General features: G+C 45.1%; 18 protein-coding genes. 5 read left to right on the forward strand and 13 right to left on the reverse strand.

What is annotated here, in order from left to right; genetic code table 11:
• Window positions 1-416: 416 nt before the first annotated feature.
• The gene (locus tag QUB64_RS27115; RefSeq protein ID WP_333268169.1) at window positions 417-1,880 is read right to left on the reverse strand and encodes an Ig-like domain-containing protein; all 1,464 of its coding nucleotides are present in this window, start codon (window positions 1,878-1,880) and stop codon (window positions 417-419) included.
• Window positions 1,881-2,198: 318 nt separating this feature from the next.
• Here QUB64_RS27115 and QUB64_RS27120 point away from each other — a divergent pair, with 318 nt between their 5' ends.
• A complete protein-coding gene (locus tag QUB64_RS27120) occupies window positions 2,199-2,495 on the forward strand; it encodes a hypothetical protein (RefSeq protein WP_333268172.1) in 297 nt (98 codons plus the stop codon).
• 179 nt (window positions 2,496-2,674) lie between these two features.
• On the opposite strand, the gene QUB64_RS27125 is transcribed toward QUB64_RS27120, so the two are convergent.
• The 3 genes from QUB64_RS27125 to QUB64_RS27135 form a co-directional block, all read right to left on the reverse strand.
• Window positions 2,675-3,481 carry a WecB/TagA/CpsF family glycosyltransferase gene (locus tag QUB64_RS27125; RefSeq protein ID WP_333268174.1) on the reverse strand — a complete coding sequence of 269 codons (807 nt, stop codon included), beginning with the start codon at window positions 3,479-3,481 and terminating at the stop codon, window positions 2,675-2,677.
• 115 nt (window positions 3,482-3,596) lie between these two features.
• Entirely contained in the window at window positions 3,597-4,679 is a 1,083-nt protein-coding gene (locus QUB64_RS27130; RefSeq protein ID WP_333268177.1) for an NAD-dependent epimerase/dehydratase family protein, read from the reverse strand.
• 58 nt (window positions 4,680-4,737) lie between these two features.
• Window positions 4,738-5,967: a glycosyltransferase family 4 protein gene (locus QUB64_RS27135; RefSeq protein WP_333268180.1), complete on the reverse strand. Its 1,230-nt coding sequence runs from the start codon at window positions 5,965-5,967 to the stop codon at window positions 4,738-4,740.
• Window positions 5,968-5,979: 12 nt separating this feature from the next.
• Here QUB64_RS27135 and QUB64_RS27140 point away from each other — a divergent pair, with 12 nt between their 5' ends.
• A complete protein-coding gene (locus QUB64_RS27140) occupies window positions 5,980-6,111 on the forward strand; it encodes a hypothetical protein (protein WP_333268182.1) in 132 nt (43 codons plus the stop codon).
• A gap of 45 nt (window positions 6,112-6,156) precedes the next feature.
• Here the strand turns inward: QUB64_RS27140 and QUB64_RS27145 are convergent, their stop codons facing one another.
• From QUB64_RS27145 to QUB64_RS27180, 8 genes are all read right to left on the reverse strand, one after another.
• Complete coding sequence (locus tag QUB64_RS27145; RefSeq protein ID WP_333268185.1) at window positions 6,157-7,317, reverse strand: glycosyltransferase family 4 protein; 1,161 nt, start codon at window positions 7,315-7,317, stop codon at window positions 6,157-6,159.
• A gap of 1 nt (window position 7,318) precedes the next feature.
• Entirely contained in the window at window positions 7,319-8,200 is an 882-nt protein-coding gene (locus tag QUB64_RS27150) for a glycosyltransferase family 2 protein (protein ID WP_333268187.1), read from the reverse strand.
• A gap of 306 nt (window positions 8,201-8,506) precedes the next feature.
• Window positions 8,507-9,757 (reverse strand): glycosyltransferase family 4 protein, encoded by a 1,251-nt coding sequence (locus tag QUB64_RS27155; protein WP_333268190.1) that lies wholly within the window; start codon window positions 9,755-9,757, stop codon window positions 8,507-8,509.
• Window positions 9,758-9,782: 25 nt separating this feature from the next.
• Window positions 9,783-10,709 (reverse strand): glycosyltransferase family 2 protein, encoded by a 927-nt coding sequence (locus tag QUB64_RS27160; RefSeq protein WP_333268193.1) that lies wholly within the window; start codon window positions 10,707-10,709, stop codon window positions 9,783-9,785.
• A gap of 18 nt (window positions 10,710-10,727) precedes the next feature.
• The gene (locus tag QUB64_RS27165) at window positions 10,728-11,789 is read right to left on the reverse strand and encodes a hypothetical protein (protein ID WP_333268196.1); all 1,062 of its coding nucleotides are present in this window, start codon (window positions 11,787-11,789) and stop codon (window positions 10,728-10,730) included.
• Between the two features lie 38 nt (window positions 11,790-11,827).
• On the reverse strand, window positions 11,828-13,069 hold the full coding sequence (locus QUB64_RS27170) for a hypothetical protein (protein WP_333268198.1): 1,242 nt from the start codon (window positions 13,067-13,069) through the stop codon (window positions 11,828-11,830).
• Entirely contained in the window at window positions 13,066-14,400 is a 1,335-nt protein-coding gene (locus QUB64_RS27175; protein ID WP_333268200.1) for a flippase, read from the reverse strand. Before QUB64_RS27175 ends, QUB64_RS27170 begins: the two co-directional genes overlap by 4 nt.
• A 124-nt stretch (window positions 14,401-14,524) precedes the next feature.
• Window positions 14,525-15,943 (reverse strand): O-antigen ligase family protein, encoded by a 1,419-nt coding sequence (locus QUB64_RS27180; RefSeq protein ID WP_333268203.1) that lies wholly within the window; start codon window positions 15,941-15,943, stop codon window positions 14,525-14,527.
• 316 nt (window positions 15,944-16,259) lie between these two features.
• Between QUB64_RS27180 and QUB64_RS27185 the strand changes: the two genes are divergently transcribed.
• The 3 genes from QUB64_RS27185 (at window position 16,260) to QUB64_RS27195 (ending at window position 20,910) form a co-directional block, all read left to right on the forward strand.
• Window positions 16,260-17,744, forward strand: a complete 1,485-nt coding sequence (locus tag QUB64_RS27185) for a polysaccharide biosynthesis/export family protein (RefSeq protein ID WP_333268205.1) — start codon at window positions 16,260-16,262, stop codon at window positions 17,742-17,744.
• 136 nt (window positions 17,745-17,880) lie between these two features.
• Entirely contained in the window at window positions 17,881-20,223 is a 2,343-nt protein-coding gene (locus QUB64_RS27190; protein ID WP_333268207.1) for a GumC family protein, read from the forward strand.
• 321 nt (window positions 20,224-20,544) lie between these two features.
• Window positions 20,545-20,910 carry a response regulator transcription factor gene (locus tag QUB64_RS27195; RefSeq protein WP_039886668.1) on the forward strand — a complete coding sequence of 122 codons (366 nt, stop codon included), beginning with the start codon at window positions 20,545-20,547 and terminating at the stop codon, window positions 20,908-20,910.
• A gap of 63 nt (window positions 20,911-20,973) precedes the next feature.
• On the opposite strand, the gene QUB64_RS27200 is transcribed toward QUB64_RS27195, so the two are convergent.
• The gene (locus QUB64_RS27200) at window positions 20,974-21,471 is read right to left on the reverse strand and encodes a hypothetical protein (protein ID WP_333268209.1); all 498 of its coding nucleotides are present in this window, start codon (window positions 21,469-21,471) and stop codon (window positions 20,974-20,976) included.
• Between the last annotated feature and the right edge of the window lie 222 nt (window positions 21,472-21,693).

Raw genomic sequence — 21,693 nt, forward strand, 5'->3', positions numbered from 1 at the left:
CCGCATCAAATTCTAAGGACTGAAGTCCTCACTACAAACCAGTTATTTTGTTTGTAATGAGGACTTCAGTCCGCATCAAATTCTAAGGACTGAAGTCCTCACTACAAACCAGTTATTTTGTTTGTAATGAGGACTTCAGTCCGCATCAAATTCTAAGGACTGAAGTCCTCACTACAAACCAGTTATTTTGTTTGTAATGAGGACTTCAGTCCGCATCAAATTCTAAGGACTGAAGTCCTCACTACAAACCAGTTATTTTGTTTGTAATGAGGACTTCAGTCCGCATCTAATTCTAAGGACTGAAGTCCTCACTACAAACCAGTTATTTTGTTTGTAGTGAGGACTTCAGTCCGCATCAAATTCTAAGGACTGAAGTCCTCACTACAAACCTATCTAATCTTTTTATTTTTCATTTTTTAGGGCAGCCACCGGGGGCGAAATCCTTTTAAAGGCAATTCTTCTGGTGATGGAGAATTATTAGATACGGCTGCATTTTTTAAGTTTAAAAGTATGAGATTTGAAGAGCCGATCGCACTTCCGCCATCTGTTCTCAAATCTCCTGTGACTGGTTCCGATTTCTTGGCAACTACCCGATCTAACAACAATTCTAACCCATCGGGCGACACACTCATTTTTGTCTCGACCTGATCCGGCAAAACTAACAGCGGTTTTACTTGAAATGTCTTCAAATCAATTGCTTCGAGGGTGAGTTGCTCAGAAAAGTCTTTCCCGGGCTTCCGCCTGGTTAACAAGCAGTAAAGCTGGGGATTTCTGGGGTCAAACTGACAGTTGAGGAATTCTCCGGCGGTGCGGATCAATTCTTTTTGCAATCCCTGGTTTGTTACTAAAAAAATTGACTGCGTAAAATCGCTATTGTACTTCAGCATTGCCGATTCTCTGCCGTCGGGAGTGAAGCTGAACACTCTCCGAAAAGATGGTATGAATTCTAAAGGTTTGACGTTTGGTGTTAGGGATAAAATGGCGATGCCGTCTGCTTGGGGATTCGCGAAAGTTTCACTGTCTGGGGCGATCGCAAATTCTCCAGCCGGACGACTTAACAACCGCTGCGGAACCGCCGAAGTGGACGATCGCACTACCCACAAACCAATGTCCTCTGCATTGCCTCTCTTTGCCCGCTGCACTGCGATCGTCTTCCCATCAGCAGACAAATCAAATTTGAGATTTTCATAGTCTAGATTGCCTAAAATCTGCTGGATGCTGCCAGGTTTTTGAGCCGGATCGGAACTTCTGCCTGTAGTTACGGCATACAAAGATTGTTCGTACAAACCAGGCTTATATTTCGACCATTCGCTAGCAGAAAATAAAATGCGATCGCCCGCCGGGTAAATTCTATAATCTTTAACTACTAAGTTCTCAGGAGTGAGGATGATTTTTTGTTTGCGGGTGAGATTGTAAAGAATTAACCGCCCTTTTTCTGCGGCTTCTGTACCCGTGTAAACAAAAGCTCGATCGGGCGTGCTAAATTGACTGACAAACGGTGCGATCGCATTTCCTTGTTTTTGATCGCCTACTTTCTCCCGCGCTTTTTGCAATGCAATTCTATAAGTGCGATCGTACTGAGGAGGCGCTATCAGAGTATATACCAACCGCCGCCCCGACCAACTAATTTTTCCCGGCAGAGGTGGCTCGACGTGCAGGTTTGCTTCGACGCTTGCACGATCCATCGGGCGGCTGAAAGTCAGGACAAAAGCCGTATCTCTCGCCCCTACCTGTTTGTTTTCCCAGCTAAAATCGCGCACTTTTGGTAAAGATCGATCGCCCCTGGATAGCAAAAACCCGATCGCTAAACTCAGCAATAGCATCAATGATACAGCCGCGCGGTCGATCGGCTCGAATATTTTTAATTTTCCCACAAACATACAATAGCCTGAATTTATACCAAGCGTGAACAATCAATGCAACAATATTGGTAGGGTGTGTCGCGATGATTAATCCCCCAAAAAGACGGAAAATCGAGGGAGCGACGCACCAGCGCGACAATATTTGAGTAAACTTTCCTCAACTAAGAGAGTATTGTAGCAAGGATTTTTTAAATTGGTATTAGACTATACTTATTCCCAAAGTTGTTTCAATACAAACAAGCAATCTCAAATAAAAAGTTAAATTTTATGCGATCGCCTCCAATGAATCGATCGATCTGTTAAACTAAAACCCTGCTCCTCTACAGGAAAGTTATAGTGAACAAAAACCTACTGACTTTATTGGGCTGCTCCGCTTCTGTAGCCTTAATGCTCTTAGCGGTAAATCCCGCTAATGCTAGCACCCCAACTTCCCAAAATCGCAGCATCGATCCCAATGGCGAAATTGCAGTCAATCCAGGCATAAATCAAGACGAAAGCCAATCCTCCATGCCAGAAATCAACTCAGACAAAATAGGAAACCTCGCCCTCATAACTTTAGGCTGCGACTGCGCCGGCTGTCGAGCCCAAGTCCTCCAAACGATCCAACAAGGACGGCTGATACTTCCTCAGTAACGCAGACACTAATTTACAAAACAAGCACAACAAAAGTTACAGAAAACAACCCATTAATTATCGATTTAAATCCTCACAAGTTTAAAGTCGCCAGTCAAAATAATTAATTATTATTTCTACTTTTGGCTTTTGGCTGTTTATTTGTGAAAACTGACAATTCACAACAGAAGAGGGAAATTTCAACCATACAATACTTCTTCCACAGGCGGCGTGGCGTCTTTGGGGTCGAACTCTTTGAGTTTGAAAGCTTGCAGTAAAAACAGCCAGATATAAAGCGGATTCAACAACACATACCGCTGCCAGAGGCGCCGGGGTTCCTTAATCAGCCGAAACAGCCATTCCAAACCTATCTTAGATAAAAACTCAGGAGATTTCGCCAAATTTCCCGAATGAAAATCGTAAGCTGCACCTACAGCAATCAGCGGCATTGATAAGTCATCGCGGTATTCGTAAGCCCAGACTTCTTGTCGCGGACACCCCAAACCGACAAAAGTAATTGCTGCACCGCTGTTGCGAATTTGCTGCGCAATTTCCTGTTTCTCTTGGGGCGAAACGTTCCTAAATTTAGAAGGCTGAGTTCCAGCAATAATTAACTTGGGATAACGCTGGCAGAGATTGCGAGATAAAGCCTCCAATACACAAGGTTTAGAGCCGTACAAATAGATAGATAATCCTTCTTGGGCCGCACGTTCGCAGATTTCTAACATCGCATTAGGCCCGCAAACTCGATCGGGCAACCCCGTATTGTAGAGCAAATTTAACGCCCACCTGACCGGCTGTCCGTCTGGCAATACTAAGTCAATGTGATTGATCCGATAGCGGTGAGTGCTGTCAAGCACCCCAGTCATCACCCCGTGAACTGCTAGAGCCGAAACTGACAGTGGTTTTCCGGCGCTTGCTGCTGCAATAATTTTGCTGACAGCCGCTTCATAATTAACGGCATTTACTAATATGCCGAGTACATTCTTTTTCCCTAGATCGATCATAGAACACCTCTGTAAACCAACACTCACCGTTACACTCATAAATCTCCTGTAGGATTTTTTGAACGTTGTATTCAATCATTTACCAAAATTGCCCGGAAATTCTTTTTGTCCCCGCTCAATTCGGCGATCCTTCTTTCAGCCAGCGATCGCGATTACAGTCATAAATCTCCTGTAGGATTTGTTTGACGTTATATTTCATTTTCCAGTCAGGATAGTGACTGGCGAATTTGGAATTGTCGCTAATCCACCAGATGTGATCGCCAATCCGATTACCTTCAGCATAAGTCCAATTGAATTTGCGATCGGCAATTGCCTCGCACATCTGGATGGCTTCTAACATCGAACAATTGCTGTACCTGCCTCCTCCTGTATTATAAACTTGGGCGCTTCTGGGAGCTTTATAAAACTCATAAAATGCCGAAATTAAATCAGCACTGTGAATGTTGTCGCGGACTTGCTTGCCTTTGTAGCCAAACACGGTGTAGGGAGTTCCTGTCACGGCGCACTTCATCAAGTAGGCGAGGAAGCCGTGCAATTGAGCTCCAGAATGATTGGGGCCAGTCAGACAGCCACCGCGAAAACAAGCGGTGTTCATATTAAAATAACGGCCGTATTCTTGAACTAAAACGTCAGCGGCTACTTTGGAAGCACCAAACAAACTGTGCAAGCACTGGTCGATCGACATATCTTCCCGAATCCCACCTTCGTAAGTGTGACCTGGTTCAATTTCCCACCTGTGTTCTAATTCAACTAAAGGCAATTTGTTGGGCGTGTCGCCGTATACTTTGTTAGTAGAAGTGAAAATGAAAACTGCCTTGGGACAGTACAAGCGAGTCACTTCTAAAAGATTGAGAGTACCGTTAGCGTTGACGGTAAAATCTATTTTAGGAGCGCGGGCAGCCCAATCGTGGCTGGGTTGGGCTGCTGTGTGAATTACTAACTCGACCGACTCGCCATACCGCTGAAAGATATTGGTAATCGCTTCATAGTCGCGAATGTCCACATCTAAATGGTAATACTTTGTTCCGAGTGATTTTTCGAGTTGTTGGCGGTTCCAATTAGTAGAACCATCAGCACCAAAAAAGAACTGGCGCATATTGTTGTCGATGCCAACTATGTCAAAACCTTGTCTGGCAAAGAACTTACACGCCTCCGATCCAATTAAACCCGCCGCTCCAGTAATGATTGCAACGCTCACGCTTCACCGCCTAAAAAATATAGTTTTCTCTGTTTTTTGCGATCAAAAAAATCAGAATTTATCCTGATTTCCCCTGGAATACATTTTCGCACAATTCGGCAAAAAATTTACCTTTGACCTCCCAATCATAGATTTCCAGGACGCGCTTTTGACCGGCTTGACCCAAGCGAGATCGCAATTCACTATCCTGGGCTAAACACACGATAGCTTTTGCTAGAGCTTGGACTGCGCTGTCGGGGTCAGTAGCAGCCACTTTAATCCCGGTTTCGGCCGTGACTTGAGTCGCAGGCCCGCCCAAATCCAAACAAATCGTCGGACGGCCAACCCCCATCATTTCAGTGCAGACAAAGCCTCCTGAGTCATGTAAACTCGGATGGAGAAGAACGTGAGACTGCCCCATTTTAGAAAGAGTTTCTGTGCGCGGTAAAGCTCCCCAAAAATGTACTTTATTTGTCAGTCCCAATTCTGTTACCAAAGCTTCTAAACGCTGCCTTTCCGGGCCGTCTCCGACAATCCAATATTCCGATTGTTCCACCTTCGCCTCCGCAAATGCACGGAGTCCCAAGTGCACTCCTTTCCAGTGTAATAGACGACCGACACTAATAAATCTAATTGGTCGATCCGGCGGGGTTGGAAATTTTTCTAGTTCCTCAATTTCCTGCTGGGACAAACCGACTTGCGAGAAAATTTTCACGTTTTTTGCTTTGAGAAATCGCAGTCGGGCGGCGGTTTCTTCCGTAGTTGCGAGCGCGACAGCACTGCGGCGCGCCGTCAGCCCCACAAACGGATCGCGTTCTCCTACGCTTTGAGCCAACGATCGCAGCGTTTCGTAAATTTTGCCCCGGCGACTAAAATCTTGCCAAAAAGGCTTTGGTGCTGCTTCTGCACCCCCCACAGGCCCCCAAATAAAAGGATGCGGCAACAGCGCCAGGAAACTTGGAGACCAATGCTTGACATAAGTTACGTGGTGTACTATGTCAAAACCGATTTCGCGATCGAGCTTTCGAGCGATAAAATAAGCCCAGATTTGCCACAGATAGTAGTGAAGTTGCAGCAATCCCTGTTTTCCCTTCCAATCTTCGCTCCACCCAAACGGATCGAAATAAACAAAGTGCAGGTTGGGCACTGGATTGCGTTCTAGTTCTGCTTCAATGTACGATCGACAAAACGTGCGAGTAAACACCCAACTTTCGTGATGTTTAGCAGATTGGATAACAGTATTCCATCCCACTCCCTCTTCAGATCCTAGATTTGGTTCGCAAGCAAAGGCAGATAATAAAATTTTCATCGGGAATTGGGAATGGGGAATGGGGAATGGGGAATGGGGCATGGGGCATTGGGCATGGGGCATTGGGCATGGGGCATGGGGAATGGGGAATGGGGCATGGGGCATGGGGAATGGGGGATTGGGAATTGGGAATCGATCCTTTAAATCGGTTACATCCGTTACATTCCGTACATTTCTCCTTGCATAACTTCACCTCTTACCCATTAGAAAAGATGTAACTTCGACATAAGCTTTGGCTGCTGTTTCAGGAGTTTTTTGAGAAATTAGCTGTCGCGAACACTCTCCCATCGATTCAATCAAATCGGGACGACCGATAAAAATCTGCATCTTCTCTGCCAACTCCTTGGCATTGCTAGGATCGAAAATATAACCGTTTTTCCCGGATGCAATTAACTCACAGGAAGCTGCACCGTTAGAACACAATACCGGTTTCCCAAACACCATTGCTTCCGGTACAACCATGCCCCAGACATCCTCAAAAGTAGGAAAAACAAAAATATCAGCAAGCTGAAAATAAGCTCCCAAACTTCCGTAATCAACCCATCCCACCCAGTTTACTCGATCGGGGAAATCTTGCTCTTTAATAAAAGCTTCCAACTCATCTCGCTGGTCGCCCTTGCCAACAATTAGTAAAGTATAATCAGAATATCCTTGCTTTTTGAGCAGATCACAAGCTTCTAACAGCGTCTTAATTCCTTTTCTCGCTGTGATCCGTCCTACATACAAAAAAATTGGCTGTTTGACATCTAAATTTAGCGGCTTAGTTGTTACCAAAGGTTTCAGCAGCGTTTCCGCATCAGGAACTAAATAAGTTCTCGTAAAAACTTGCTCTTCCGGTACATTGAGAACTTCCACCAAATATCTTTTCCCGGCTTGGCTGTTAGAAACAAAAGCATCGGCAAACTTAGCTATAACCCGTCTGGCGAATGTCCGAAAACTCGAATCTCGAAAATCAGTGTTCGGGGAACTCCCATCATAAATAATTGCAACTCGCCATTGACAAAGCGGTTTGAGGAGGATTACCAAGACAGTCCACAAAGAAAAAGCTTGCGGAAAAACTACTTGAGGTCTAAATTTGAGCAAGTGACCGATGATGCTAGGTGATACTGCGATGAAACCGCGATCGTATCCTGTTTCTATCTTTTGGGTCTCGACAAATTTAGTCTCCCCTACCAACTTAATTGCTGATGCTCCCGGTAGCGTCGGATCGAACCCAGACCAAACGCGACCGGTATAAAACACAGTATTCTTATATACTTTTGTAAATTCTCTCAATACAGGCTGCCAATATGCACCCAATTCTACTTCTGGAACCAGCCAAGCGACGCGCAAATCATCTCCATCGACCATGCTATTCACCTTCAGTTTTGTTTTTAGTCAATCCCAGTTTGCTTAAAACTGACAACCAAACCAACCTTCTGTAAGGTAGCAACCAATACACTGGCCAGAATAAACCACCGTGACGCTGAGCAAAAACTTTCCACTCTTCCCAGGGTTGAAGGGTAGCATCTTTAAAAGCTAAACCCTTGGGTTGGTTCATTTTTTCCAAGCCTTCACTGATATTGGCAGCCGCTATTGTTGTTGACTGCGGATTGGCAGAACAGGTTCCTTGATAGCCTGGAGCTATCCAAACTGTACAGCCTTTTTGTCGGGCACGCAGGCCGTATTCCCAATCTGATAGATAATGAATAAAGGCTGGATCGAGATTGCCAACCAGTTCAACGACGCTGCGGGGAATTAACACGCAGTTACCATTCATGCTGTCACAAGGCTGAGCTGCTTTTGTAGGTTTGAGGAAGCGAAATTTAAAGGGAAGTAATGGGGTAATCTTGACTATACCGCCGTAAGTAAAATCACCGGTTTCTGGATCGCGAGTAGAGCCGGCGACGATCGCCTTTTTTTCTCCTTTTTTAATTAACTCATTACTGGTGGTCAGCAGGTCGTTTAGAGCTTCTGGGTCGAGTACGGTGTCGTCGTTGAGCCAGACATAGTAGTCCGGATCGTCTTTCATAGCTTCGCTGAAAGCAACCCGCATTCCTCCATTCCAAAATAAGTTACCATCTCCAGAAAAAATCTTGACGTGAGGGTATGTTTGCTGTACTGCTTCTGCTGTGCCATCAGTGCTGCCATCATCTACCAGATAAGCATTGAGTGCAATTTCACTTGTTAATTTTTGCTTAAACAGCGACTCTAGAGTGGCCAAAGTCTTTAACTTGCGGTTATGGCAAGTCATCAGAACTGCTATACTTATCTGCTCCATCTATATCAAATATTGGGCTGTTTGTGCAAAATTGGTATAAAAGTGTCCTCGGGCGATCGACAATGCCGATCGACTTCGAGTCCTATTCAATTATTAACTTAATCTGTCGCAAGTATCAAGATATTTAGTCGAGCGTTTATTTTTTGATTTTCCAGCTTTGCCCAGACTCTAATTCCCTGACGTAGCAATCAACACGTCTACTCTCCGAAAATATACCAACACACACCCAAAAACAGGCATTCTCAATACCCTAAAATTTCTAGATTTAATTACTTTTACCTAGTGATGAGCTTGGCAAACTTCTTGATAAAGATTTTGATACTCGCGAGCTTGCACTTCTAAGGTAAACTTGGCTTCAACTTTCTCTCGTGCGTTGCGACAAAGCTTTTGGTGCCGCTCACCATCTTCTAGCACCCAAGCAATCCCTCGCGCTAAATCCTCGCTATCATAGGGTTGGGCTAAATAGCCATTGTAGTTGCGATCGACAATATCCTTCAATCCCGTCACATCAAAAGCCACCACAGGCGTACCGCAAGCCAGCGCTTCCGATGCCGTCTGACCAAAAGCTTCGTACCGCGAGGGTACAACCATCACATCCGCCGCCGCATAAACCTGTGACAAAGTAGTATCATCCAACCTGCCTAAATAATGAGTTTTGAAACCAACATCGATCGGACTTTCAGGCTCAGAACACCCAAAAACCAAAAGTTCAATCTTATCTTGCCATCCCGACTTACTCAGGCTTTGCAAAGCCGGAACCAGCAACGGAAAACCCTTCCAGCGATCGCCCGTACCCTGCATCGCCCCAAACAACACCAACTGTTTATGTTGAGGCAAATTCAAACTATCTCTCACCTGCGATCGGTTCAGCGGCTTGTAGACTTCAGCATCAAGACCATTAGCAATTACTTTAACTGGATATTTTCCCAACAAAGAACTAGATTTCGCGCATTCAGCCAACCAATGACTCGGAGTCACCAAAGTCAGATCCAAATTTTGCCAAGCTTGAGCTTTGCGCTGCCAAATCCAACGAGAAATATCAGCATCTTTAGTGCTGTGCAGTTGCGGACAAGCACCGCAAGCATCAAGATAGCGATCGCAATTTTCACTGTAGTGACACCCACCCGTAAACGCCCACATATCGTGCAGCGTCCAAACCACCGGTTTATTAAACTTAGCCAGGGTTTCAACCTGCATATAACCTTCACACACCCAGTGCAAATTAAGCACATCGGGGTTAATTTTGGCAACTTCCGAAGCCAAGGAATCAGGAACCCATTGCGGCGAAAAAATTACCTGACCCAGTTTTGGATAAACTTTTAACGGCAATCTATTTAATTTAGCTCTGAGACTCTTAAACTTTTCTCCTAACTTTGTCGGCATCAACCGCACCGTTTCATCATCACTAAACTTATAACCAGCCAAAATTTCGGAATCCACCCCCATACTTTGCAAGCCCTGGTGCAGGCGATAAGTCGCCCTTGCAGCACCACCTTTAGTATCGTAATTACTGACCAGCAGAACTTTCATCAAAACATCCTTAACTCATGCTGACTTACTTTTTCAAAAATTCTTTAATTTTGCGCTGGACTTTCTTAACCAATTTTGGATCGTAATCATATAAACTCTCTTGAGTAAAGCGATCGGCTTGGGCGTCCCGAATCACAAACGGAGGATGTTTTAGAGGAAAGGCGATCGGTTCAACAGACATATTATTGTAGGGACTGTTGATGTCATCCGTGTGAGTTCCCCCCGTTCCATGTCCGATATTTGCAGCTAAATTGACATTAGACAAAATATTCAAACCATTTTGAATAAAACTCGCAAATGTCCACTGAAAATCCCAAGTATCAATAGCTTTTTCGTAACACAACTGACAAGTTTTCGTCCAGCTTTTGGCAGCATGAGCATCTCCCAATACATCCATCAAAAAATTGCCATCTCGAACCGACGGCCACAGCTTCATATCTAGATCGTAGTGTCGCCAAGCTCGCCTCCAACTCGCCCAACTCCAGCAGTGAGTGTAGCGAGAAAAGTAGTAGCTATAATCAGTTCGCTGCTTGCCAAACTGCACGTTTTGTCCGGATATCGACATAATTCGTTCATCGTATCGGTAGCGTTCGAGCAACTCTTCTGCAAAGTAGAAAAATGTACTATCAGGTAAACAATCATCCTCAATAATAATCGCCTCTTCCACCGTATCAAACACCCAATCTAGCCCGCTAGAAACTCGCTGGCGACAGCCCAAATTAGTCTCGGCATAATTTTGCAAAACTTCGCATTCCCAATCCACCTGCTCAATAATCGCCCGAGTAGCAGCACATTGCCCATCTTCTCCCGGCTTGTCCGGCCGCGGCCCGTCAGCAACTACTAACAATTTTGAGGGCTGGACTTTGCGAATTTCTGCAAATACTCTCTGAGTTTCTTCGGGACGTTTGAAAATAATAAACGCGACGGGGGTTTTTAATGGTCGATCGAACATTTATACAACTCCAATCTGCTAATTGTTAACAACACCTGTGACTTTCGCCAATCTTCTGTTTATGCCAGAAATTCTATTGTCAAACATATCCAAAACCGTCTTAGAAACATTACGCTTTGGTATGCCCATATAACCCGCAACATATTTAAGAAACTGTTCTCCTACAGGCCTACTCCAAAAATCAGAGTTAGGATTAGCAACTTGTGCAAAAAGTCGCTTAATCCCATATCCTTTTTCTGCTGGCAAATGCCACACATCCATTTTAAAATCAGCCTCAGTTGCCGTACAATGTATCGGCGATGTCCACACTCGATTAAAATAAGCATTGCCGCTGCTGCGAGCATATCCCAGCTTATTGTAAATGTAGGTGAGCATCTGCTCTTCTGTATTTAATTTGGTCTTTCCTGCGGCAAATCTTTGCAAGCAAGTCTCCCAGATCGAGTCTACTTCGTCGGACAATATTTTAATGTGCTTGCCGCTTCCTACGATAAATTCTGCACCAAAATACTTGGGAGGCTCATCTACTTTATAGCCTAATTCCTCATAAATTTTCTGCATTTCTCGCCTGGTTAAGCCGCTAATTATTTTGTCATCAGGTTCGTACAAATCGTAGGTGACCAAACCTTGTTTTTCAATATCGGCAATTATGCGATCGGCGGAGTTTACCCACACGCAGTCAGAGTCTAAAGCGATACAGCGATCGTTTAAGTCTGAATGATTTTTCAAATATTGAATAATGTCAAACTTAAAAAACGTACTTCTGAAGGCGTGGTAGTATTCAATCGGTGGCTGATAGGTAAATGGAATCTGGACAACTTTAACTCCGATTTTCTCTAAAAACTCAACGGTGTTAAAGCTTTCAATATTTGGAATGCGATCGGCATTCGTAAATAAGATATGCTGAGCTTCCGGGTTATTTCTAACGCTGGAAGCAAAATATACCACCGCACATCGCCAGTAAACTGATTGAAATTTTTCCGAAGAAGATTTAGCATCCGATCCCTGGGGATATTTACTTTCCTGGCCTTCTTCATCGCAGCACATTCCCGTAACTATGTAAACAGAACCGCTGTCATTCATGGTGTATATCTCCTGTTATATTTAAAGTGTGAAGTCAATTAAAGCCGTGAAGCGAAGCTATCCCGTTCCCCGTAGGGGTTCCCGAAGGGTAGGGAATCGCCCGTCATGTGAAAATAGAAATCCGATCGCTTGATAATCATTTCAGAAGCAATATGCGCTAAGTTACTCAAGCTAGTCGCCAGCGGCAGATATCGATAGCGAAACGAAGACAGTCTGGGGTCTGTTTCTTGATATAAAATATCTTGAGCAAAATTGCCCCACCTTTCATCGATCATATCGATCGTCATACCAGCGTGCCCCGAAGGCAGCAACATATTGGAACCGTGAATGCCTATCACCAAGCGACTCTCAGAGTAAACCTCACACATTTGCCTCTCAGTTTTTTCATCAAACTTATCCACCCTCAAATCTTCTACCCACTCAGGAAAGCTAGTGCTTTTGCCTAAACCTGCAACTGCAAACTTAGCTGAAGGCAGCAATTTTCGCATTTTTGTAAACAACCTCTGCACGTGCCAATTTTGAATACTTAAAGGAATTTGGATCGCTTTTAGTTTTCGGCAAACTTTGAAAAGTAAATTATTGCACCACAGGCGATCTTCCCGCCATACAAAAGTAATTTTGTATTCTTCTTTGTCAAAATCGTGTTTGGGAACCCCCGTAAATTTACTAATATCAAATCGACTGGGGTGAGAATAGGCTTCACTGACGTAAACTTCATCAAAACGTTCTAACTGTTTGCTGACAAACTCGCCAAAACTGGGATAGTAACACTGACCATTTTTCAGGGATATAGGTACTGTCCAGACTTCTGCAACTCCTTCGGGAACCATCCACCTCATAAATTTTTGGACAATGACAATCAAACCCAACTCTGGGTGAGATTCTAAATGCCTCTGTGCGTTGAGCAACTTTAAAAGGCTGTGTCCGTAAAGATAATCAATGCAGTTTAATACGATTACCCGCTGGTAAGATTTGAAGATTTCTTGAGAAATTTCTAGCTGTTCGTTTTGAGGATTTTGCAGAGAGTTGAGCAACGGTTTTGCTAAAAATTCTTCCGCATATTTGTCGTCGCTAAAAGTTGTTCCTTCAGCTAAGTTAATGCTGTAACCCGTTTGAGCGGCGTGCCCAATTCTCAACTCGTCAATGATTTCGCCGCCTTCTGGAGACTCAGACACAACACAGACGCGGGCACCTTGCCACAATACTTTGACAGGTTTGAGTATTTGGCCAGAATAGGGACAGTGCGATCGATGTTGGAGCTTGGGTTTAATTTCAATCATTTGATCAATCCTCTCAGCCTGGAAGCAGCCTTGTATAAATTAAGCGAATTCAGGATTAAATTACCAAAAGGTCTCAGTTCTTTAATCAAAAAGTTGACTAAAATAATTACATAGAAATAAGTGATTAAAGTTGCCGTCGTTGCTCCAAAAGCTCCATATTTAGGAATCAGTAGAGAGTTCAACACTATATTAAAAACAGATCCAATAACTGTCAAGTAAAGACCGTATCGCAGTTGACCTTCAAGCGCAAAATAGGTATTTCTAGCTACACCGAAGTTACTGCCAAATTGAGCCCAAACGTAGATTGACAACACCCGGGCTGACTCTGTATATTGCTCGCCGTATAAAGTCTGGACTATGAAAGGAGCTAGCAGAGAGATTGGTAGTGCCACTCCCAACCACAAAAATAACATGGCATCTGAGTAAATCTGAAAGTTTTTTAAGTATTCGCCATAATTTTTTTCTCTTAACTGTGCGAGTTTAGGGAAAATAGAAGAAGCAATAATCACAGGCAAAAAATCACATATTTCCGAGAGTTTGACTGCAACTGCATAATATCCTAACTCAGTTTTATTTATAGAACCGAGCATAATCTGATCGATTTTGGAATAAATAAAAACCGCCAAGCCCGACAGCACCAGCGGCCAACTTTCCTGAACCAGTTCTTTGCCTCGCTGCCAACTGACTCGCCACAGCTTTAAATCATTTCCCTTGCTTTGATAGACAATCGCGATCGCCAATCCCCCCAATGCCACCTCTCCCAACCTGATCCAAGCAAAAGCAATCAGCGGTGCTTTGAGTTGAATCAATCCGATTCTGAGTCCTGCAACCAGTAATGATACGAAATTTTTAGCAACAACTGTGTACTTAGATTGAACTTGAGATTGAAACCAAAAATTTATTGTTTCAAAGGATTGAAAAATAGTTCCGGCGGCGATGATCGCCACCAGCCAACGAGTTAAGCTGTCATGGGGATTCTGTATTGAAATCACTATCACCGTGAGCAATAAAGTGATGATTCCGCCTGCTAATTGTATGGCAAAAGCAGTCCCCAGAGTCTCTTCTTTGCAGTCGGGATTGCGAGCAATGTCCCGCACTACCAGAGTACCCAATCCCATTGTTGCCACCGAAGCGAACAGTGAAACAAAGGCGATCGCATAATTGATTAAGCCAAATTGTTCCGGGCCTAGATATCTAGCTACCCACACCCCCACCAACAGACCCAGAGCCATCTGCAAAATTTGGTCTGTCAACAGCCAAGCCAGATTGCCGAGTACCAGGCGCAGGCCGGGGCCGAGCTTTTGACTGACCGCGTTTAGCTTATCTAACATCAGAAATTTTTCAGTCCTTGTCAGAAATAAATATACTATACTTTTCGAGCACTGGGGAATTAATCAAAAACCAGGCTCATTAATATAGTATATCATAGTTCGATCGATTTTTAACTTCTGCAAGTTAATCGGGATTCAATCTGGATGCAGATCGCGGTGGCAAATCCCGTCCGTAAATGTGGCGGTTGCTGGATGGAGATTTGCCACTATCGATACTGAGTCTAACTGTTATTAACACGTAGGCAAGCCAGACATCCCCAATATCACCTAGAGAACCTTCAGTTATGTTGTTCAAAATAATAAAAACTAAGTAAATAATCGGTATTCCCGATTCAGATAGCGGGCTGCGGCTCAGTTCCCTGACGGCCAAAATTAGATTAGTCAACAGAGAAACTAAGATTAGTATCAGTCCCGGATAGCCGAAAAAGAGCAATACTGCTATAGCGCCATTATGAGCAGTTTTAGGTTGAAATCCATTCGGAGTATATATATAATAAGCTGGGGTTTCCTTACCTAGTAAATCTTGTTGAAAAAATCCATCAAATCCATAGCCAAACCAAGGACGCTGGTTGGCAGCCGCGATTAATTGTGGCCAGAACTCCGTGCGTCCTGTCAAAGTCAAATCCTTTCCCAAACCTCCGACAACAATGGACTCTAAATTGTCTATTATATAAACGCTACCTATGATACCGAAGACCGTAAAGCCGACAATACAAGTAAATGCCCATTGAAACTTTAACTTGCTCAAAAAACTTAAAGATGATACTACAGCTATGAGCATCAAACTATTAACTAGAGAACCCCCAGAGCTAGTAGATCTCACCAAATAAAAGGAAAACAACATGAATAAGAGAGCTATCCACCGTTCTTTCTGAGTTTTAGCACCTTGGGAATAGTGCAGATACCAAAGTGCTGTACTCACCACCATAATGCTGCCCAGAGAATTTTTGTGACTCGTAATTCCTGCAAATTCCCGTCCCACATTCGGATGTCGCAAAAAACTAACTATACCGATCGAGGTATAGCCCCATCGCACCAAGCCTGATAGTTCGTGCCACTCATATCGCGCACCTATATAAAAAGCAACAATAGTAAAACCTGTAAATGCCATCCCCGCTTTCAGCGTAATATCAGGAACTAGCGACCACAGTGTAGATGTTATTGGTAGCAAACAATAAAGCGAAAAAGCAGGATTTCTCAGAAGTAAAAATGACAATCCTTCTACAAACTTATTTTTGAAAAAACCAAGGATTCTTCCCAATAAAATAAATGATAACCAGGGATAAAAGACCAAAGGAAGCTGATTGATAGCAGCGCCATTAGTTTCAGTAAGATTGATAAAATGCAGGTAATTAAAAGGAGGTACATTGACGTGAGGAGATATGAAAATGTACAAAATAGCAAACCATTTCTCAAAAGTAACACCGAATTTTTTTTTGCTGGCAATCTGAAATATGAACAGAGTGATCGTCAATCCACTGACACCCAATATCATCAGCAACAAATTATTGCTGAAAATTAGTTCCTTAATCATTCTTGCCATAAATATTTACCCTCTCTGAGAAAACTATTAATTTAGCAGCGGGCTAATTCCACCAAAATAACAATAAACCGAGGCAGTTGTCGCCCGCGATCCTTCTATGTAAGCTGCTGCGGATCTAAATTGTCTGTTGGTTGGTGAGGAGGAGAGGCGTTCGGGAATACCGAGGGTTTGTTGAATTCTGCCTTCTAGATAAGTGCCGGGAGGGGGGAGGGGAAGAAAATTGGATGATTTTTTTTCTTTGTATCTGATCTCGACATCGCATTTGAATGGTGAGCGATTAAACTGGTGAATGATCCTCAGATAAAATATGTAGCCTGTGGTTAACGCTGATTTTCCCAAACAACAAATAACCGCGCCCGTCTTGAGTTTGACCTTGTGGACGATCGCCTGCGCGAGTCTTTCCCTCGGGTTGCCGGTTTGTGCAACGGCGCAACTCCCATTGCGTCCCGGCGCTGTCACAACACCGCCTGCGGGCGTTAGAAGATCCCCGGAAAGCTACAAACTCGGCGGTGGCGATCGTATCCAAGTAGAAATACTCGAAGTACCCGAACTCACCCGCGGCTACGAAGTCCTCTCAGACGGTTCTGTCAACCTCCCGCTGATCGGTCTGATCTCCATCCGCGGCCGCACCTTAGTAGAAGCGACCAATACCATCCGCAATGCCTACCGCCGCATCCTCAAAGACCCCGTAGTCACTGTCAGCCTCGTCGCCGCCCGCCCCCTCAACGTCGGCGTCATCGGAGAAGTCACCAGGCCCGGAAACTTCACGATCACCCTCACTCCAGGCCCGGGGGCGGCGCCGAGTGTCCAGTACCCAACCGTCACCCAAGCCATCAGGCTCGCAGAAGGTGTCACTGGCGTCGCCGACATCCGCAACATCCGCGTCCGCCGTCCCCAACCCGACGGCCCAGACCAAGTGCTTAATGTCAACCTGTGGAAATTCTTGCAAGAAGGAGACATTTCCCAAGATATCATTTTGCAAGACAGAGACACAATTGTGATCCCTACCGTCACCAACTTCAACCAAGCAGAAGCCCGCCAATTCGCGATCGCCAACTTTTCACCGCCGCCTGAAAAACCTCGATCGATCTCCATCGTCGGTCAAGTCACCCGCCCGGGGGCTTACGTCGTCATCGGTGGCAACACCAACAGCGACCTCAGCCGAGAAGGCTTCCCCACCGTCATCCGCGCCATTCAGCTTGCAGGTGGAATTACCTCCGAAGCCGACATCCGCCAAATTCAAGTGCGCCGCGTCACCAGAAGAGGCGAACAAATTATTCCAGTCAACCTGTGGCAATTCCTAGAGTCCGGCGACGGCGCCCAAGATACCATCCTCCAGCAGGGAGACACGATCGTCGTTCCCAAAGTAACTATCGTCAACCCCGCCGAAGCTGGCACCCTGGCTAACACTAACTTTGCTCCCCCCGGCATCAACGTTTTTGTAGTAGGAGAAGTCAGAACATCCGTCGATCCGTTGAGGCTGCCAGCTAATGCCACCCTCAATCAAGCTTTAATTTCCAGAGGTTTTTTTGGCTACGAGAATACCAGAGCTAGAAGGAACAAAGTTGAGCTAGTCCGCCTCAATAACGACGGTACAGCTACTAAACGGACGATCGTAGTCGATTTAACTCAAGGTATTAACGAAGAAATCAATCCTCAACTTCGCAACAACGACATGATTATCGTATCCCGCAGCGGTCTCGTCAACTTCATAGACCGCATGAACACTATAGTCGGGCCTGTCGGACCAGCTACCGGAGTGTTAAATTTTATAAACGTTCTCCGAGGTTTATTCAGGTAAGAAAGTTGCTGGTGAGGTGGATAATTCCTGAGAAAGGCTAGAATAAATTAAACAATAGGATTTCTGGCGTCGCGGCGTGGCAGCTTCAAAAATATCAACATCACAAATATAAACCTCAAAAATACCCAGGCTGAATATGGATAGCAGACAAGATTACCAACCCTTCACACCAAAATCTAATGGCAAACTGCCGGACTTCTCGGCTCAGAACTACAGAGATAGGTTCGTCGAGGAGACAGAGGAAGAAAAGCTAGACTTGTCCTGGCTGTTCGGAGTCCTGCGCCGCCGTATCCTGGTCATGGCAGCAGCCACAATTGCTTTGAGCGCCCTCGCAGGAACTGCGATCGTCACCACTTCTAAAAGGATAACGCTCGAGTATGAAGGCTCCTTTTCCCTGTTAGTAGAACCAGCCACTGCTGAAGGTTTGCTATCCAAACAATTAGACAACACCGTCGCTGCCGACTTAGCAAAAATTAATATAGAAGGAATTAGCTTAGTAGACTACGAAACCCAAATTAGGATTTTGCGCAGTCCCAAAATGATGCAGCCTGTGCTTCAGGACTTGCGAGCTTGGAATCCCAACTTGACATACACCGAACTGATGTCAAAACTGTCGATCAACCGGCTCAGCTACGGAAAAGATGGCAAACAGCAAGGCACAAAAATTTTAGAAGTTCGCTACAAAGATTCAGATCCCAAGAAAATTTACGGCGTATTGGATAAGGTTTCTAAAGCTTATCTAGAGTACAGCTTGCAGCAGCGGCTGACGGGAATTAATCAAGGCATTAAATTTATAGATATGGAGATGCCAAAGCTGCGAGAAAGAGTCGAAGTTCTGCAACTGCAAGTCCAAAGACTGCGGCAGAATAGCAACTTGTTTGACCCGCAGCTAGAGGGAAAATCTCTGTCAGAACAAGTTCAAAGCATTCGGGGACAGCAAGTAGCACTGCAAGTACAGTTAAAAGGGATGCGTACTCTCTACCAAAGCTATCAAAAATTACTCGAGGAAAATAACCCCGTTGGCGTGTTGATGACTCAAGGACAAGCTTACGCCGGACTCTTAGGTCAAATCCAGAAAATAGACTCAGACCTCTCCCTAAAATTAGCTCAGTACAGAGATGACAGTTTGCCAGTTTTAGCACTGCGAAAAAGTCGGGAAGAACTGATTTTAACAGCAACTCAACAAGCCAAAGAAGTGGTGATGGGAAATTTAGACAGCCAAATTAAAGAAGTTGAGGCGCGCGATCGCGAAATGACTACTTTCCAAAAGGATCTCAACCAAAAAATTAGAAATTTTTCAGTGACAACGAGACAATACGACAATTTAGTGCGGGAACAGCAAGTTGTTACTAAGAGTTTGTCGGACTTTTTGGCAAAACGAGAAGCCTTGCGGATTGATGCGGCTCAGCAGCAAATACCCTGGGTGCTGATCAATCCTCCGGAAATTCCGCTAGACAAATTCAACAGGCCGATCGCAGCTACAGTCATACAAACCAAAAAACAGTTAGTGCTGGCAGTAATTTTAAGCGGTCTGCTGGGCATAGCAGTCGGCTTGCTCGTAGAGGTGCTAAATACTGTTTTCCATACCCCAGAATCACTGAGAATAGCCACAAGATTGCCGGTGATCGGGGTGATTCCGTTTAGCAAAAAAGTCAAGCGCCGACCGCCAGCGAGACCGAGGAAATTAACATCGGCTCGATCGAATTCGAAGTCGCAAGTGCAAGTTCTCGAACCTCTAGAAGCTGCACCTACTGCTGGGATGCTGGGGGGGAAAAGTATTTTTAGGGAGTTGGACTATCAATTTTTAGAAGCATTTCGATCGCTCTACACGAACATTCACTTGCTCAGTGCAGGTACGGCGATTCGATCGCTCTTAGTGAGCTCCGCGGTAGCCGGAGACGGCAAATCTACAGTAGCTTTGCACCTGGCCGCCACAGCAGCAGCAGTCGGACAGCGAGTATTGTTAGTAGATGCAGATTTGCGGTGCCCGCAACTGCACACTAAGCTAGGACTCCCGAACGTGCGGGGCCTGGGCGATGCCATCTCCACAGATATCAGCCTCAACGACGCGATTCAGCGAGCGCTCAATCAAGACAATTTGTTCGTACTCACCGCCGGCCAAATTCCCCCCGATCCGATCAAACTGCTTTCTTCCAAAAAAATGCAGTATCTGATGGAGCAATTTCAAGCATTTTTTGACTTAGTGATTTATGACACCCCGCCGCTAGCAGGCTTGGCAGACGCTCACTTGATCGCAGCTCACACAGACGCTACGATTATGGTCGTGCAAATTGCCAAAACAGACCGAGCGCAAGTTCGCAAAGTTTTAGAAGAATTAAAAATTTCTGGAGCTTCCGTCTTGGGAATTGTGGCTAACGGATGCAAAAACGACCGTCACAGCTACCGGCAGCGCCCGGTCGGTTTAGAGACGCTCTACGACCAAAAACTATCGGCTTTAGGTACAAAAAATCAAAATTAGACAAATTTTGATGCAGGTGGCGGCGCGCCGCCGTCGGTGGGCCGGAAACGCACAACCAAGCTGCACCACCATTTTTTGACAAAAGTACCATTTGAGAAAGAAAATGATAGACTAACGGACATAGCCTCGGGTGTCAACCGAGATTGCGCTGATATTTATTTCGCGATAATTCTTCAAAAAATGATTGGGAAATCAGCAAAAGTGGGTAAACTACATCTAGCAGAGCGCAATCTCAATCAGGCAAAGACACCTTTGAAGGTGAACGTGAATGTAAACGTTAATGTGAACGTTTCAACCCAGAAACTTGGTAGGGATTATTCTATGAGTACAGTTATGGTTGTTGATGATAGCGTCACTCTGCGGGAGATGATCGCCGACTTGCTCAAAGGTAGGGGACTCAACGTCACGGTAGCTAGTGATGGCGTAGAAGCTCTAGAGCAAATCAAAGCCAACCGCCCGGATTTAGTTGTTCTGGATATCGTGATGCCCCGGATGAACGGCTACGAAGTCTGTCGCCGACTCAAAAGCGACCCCAAAACTCAGAATTTGCCAGTGGTAATGTGTTCGAGCAAAAGCGAAGAGTTCGATCGCTACTGGGGAATGAAACAAGGAGCCGACGCTTACATCGCCAAGCCATTTCACCCTCAGGAATTGGTGGGTACGATTAAGCAACTGCTGCGGGGTTGAGCAAGAGGAATAGGGACAGAAAAAAATGTTTTGACTGCTTCCGATTTCTGCTCCCGCAGCCTCTCAAACTACTCGATTGACAATAGTCCAAACATCCCCGTCCGATCGCACGTAGGGAACAGAAATACTCTTAAAACCGGTAATAAAAGGCTTGTAATAAACCTGCCAGTAGCTGGGGCTAATTTGGTCGGCAATGGCTTTAAGTTCCTTCACTTCTCCCGCCAATTGTGCCGCCAGTTCGTTAATCCGTTCCGCGTGTCCGCGAGCGAGCTCTCTTCCCTCTTCAACTTGCTCCTCCATCGGACTCATTCTTTGCAAGTTTACCGATAGCTGCTGTTTCTGATTCAGTTGAGCTGACAGAGCTGCGATCGCATCATCTATGCCCTTGACTTCTGCTGACACTTCTGCTGTTTCCCTCGCGTGCCGGCGGTAAGCATCGGCGATGGCTTGGGGCGAATCACCGACGGGGGCCGCAGCGCCAATGCTAAGCTGCTGGCGTTCCCGACGCAAGGCCTCAATCTGAGAGCAAATTGCCTCTATGTCTGTCTGAAGTTTGTCCACTTAATTACCGCGTGGTTTTTGGATATTTTAGCATATTAACACAAACTCATTATTCGATCGGCATTTTATGACAGGTTTGTAGTGAGGACTTTAGTCCTTGGATTTTGATGCGGACTGAAGTCCTCACTACAAACCAATTTGATTGAGGTTTGTAGTGAGGACTTTAGTCCTTGGATTTTGATGCGGACTGAAGTCCTCACTACAAACCAATTTGATTGAGGT

Origin of the sequence: Microcoleus sp. Aus8_D2 (genome assembly GCF_036702665.1) — a bacterium.
In the GTDB taxonomy this organism is placed as follows: domain Bacteria; phylum Cyanobacteriota; class Cyanobacteriia; order Cyanobacteriales; family Microcoleaceae; genus Microcoleus.

Excerpts from the sequence above, each read along its gene's own strand:
- QUB64_RS27115 (WP_333268169.1), bottom strand. The coding sequence starts at position 1,880 with ATGTTTGTGGGAAAATTAAAAATATTCGAGCCGATCGACCGCGCGGCT.
- QUB64_RS27125 (WP_333268174.1), bottom strand. The coding sequence starts at position 3,481 with ATGATCGATCTAGGGAAAAAGAATGTACTCGGCATATTAGTAAATGCC.
- QUB64_RS27135 (WP_333268180.1), bottom strand. The coding sequence starts at position 5,967 with ATGAAAATTTTATTATCTGCCTTTGCTTGCGAACCAAATCTAGGATCT.
- QUB64_RS27140 (WP_333268182.1), top strand. The coding sequence starts at position 5,980 with ATGGGGAATGGGGAATGGGGAATGGGGCATGGGGCATTGGGCATGGGG.
- QUB64_RS27145 (WP_333268185.1), bottom strand. The coding sequence starts at position 7,317 with ATGGTCGATGGAGATGATTTGCGCGTCGCTTGGCTGGTTCCAGAAGTA.
- QUB64_RS27150 (WP_333268187.1), bottom strand. The coding sequence starts at position 8,200 with ATGACTTGCCATAACCGCAAGTTAAAGACTTTGGCCACTCTAGAGTCG.
- QUB64_RS27155 (WP_333268190.1), bottom strand. The coding sequence starts at position 9,757 with ATGAAAGTTCTGCTGGTCAGTAATTACGATACTAAAGGTGGTGCTGCA.
- QUB64_RS27160 (WP_333268193.1), bottom strand. The coding sequence starts at position 10,709 with ATGTTCGATCGACCATTAAAAACCCCCGTCGCGTTTATTATTTTCAAA.
- QUB64_RS27165 (WP_333268196.1), bottom strand. The coding sequence starts at position 11,789 with ATGAATGACAGCGGTTCTGTTTACATAGTTACGGGAATGTGCTGCGAT.
- QUB64_RS27170 (WP_333268198.1), bottom strand. The coding sequence starts at position 13,069 with ATGATTGAAATTAAACCCAAGCTCCAACATCGATCGCACTGTCCCTAT.
- QUB64_RS27175 (WP_333268200.1), bottom strand. The coding sequence starts at position 14,400 with ATGTTAGATAAGCTAAACGCGGTCAGTCAAAAGCTCGGCCCCGGCCTG.
- QUB64_RS27180 (WP_333268203.1), bottom strand. The coding sequence starts at position 15,943 with ATGGCAAGAATGATTAAGGAACTAATTTTCAGCAATAATTTGTTGCTG.
- QUB64_RS27190 (WP_333268207.1), top strand. The coding sequence starts at position 17,881 with ATGGATAGCAGACAAGATTACCAACCCTTCACACCAAAATCTAATGGC.
- QUB64_RS27195 (WP_039886668.1), top strand. The coding sequence starts at position 20,545 with ATGAGTACAGTTATGGTTGTTGATGATAGCGTCACTCTGCGGGAGATG.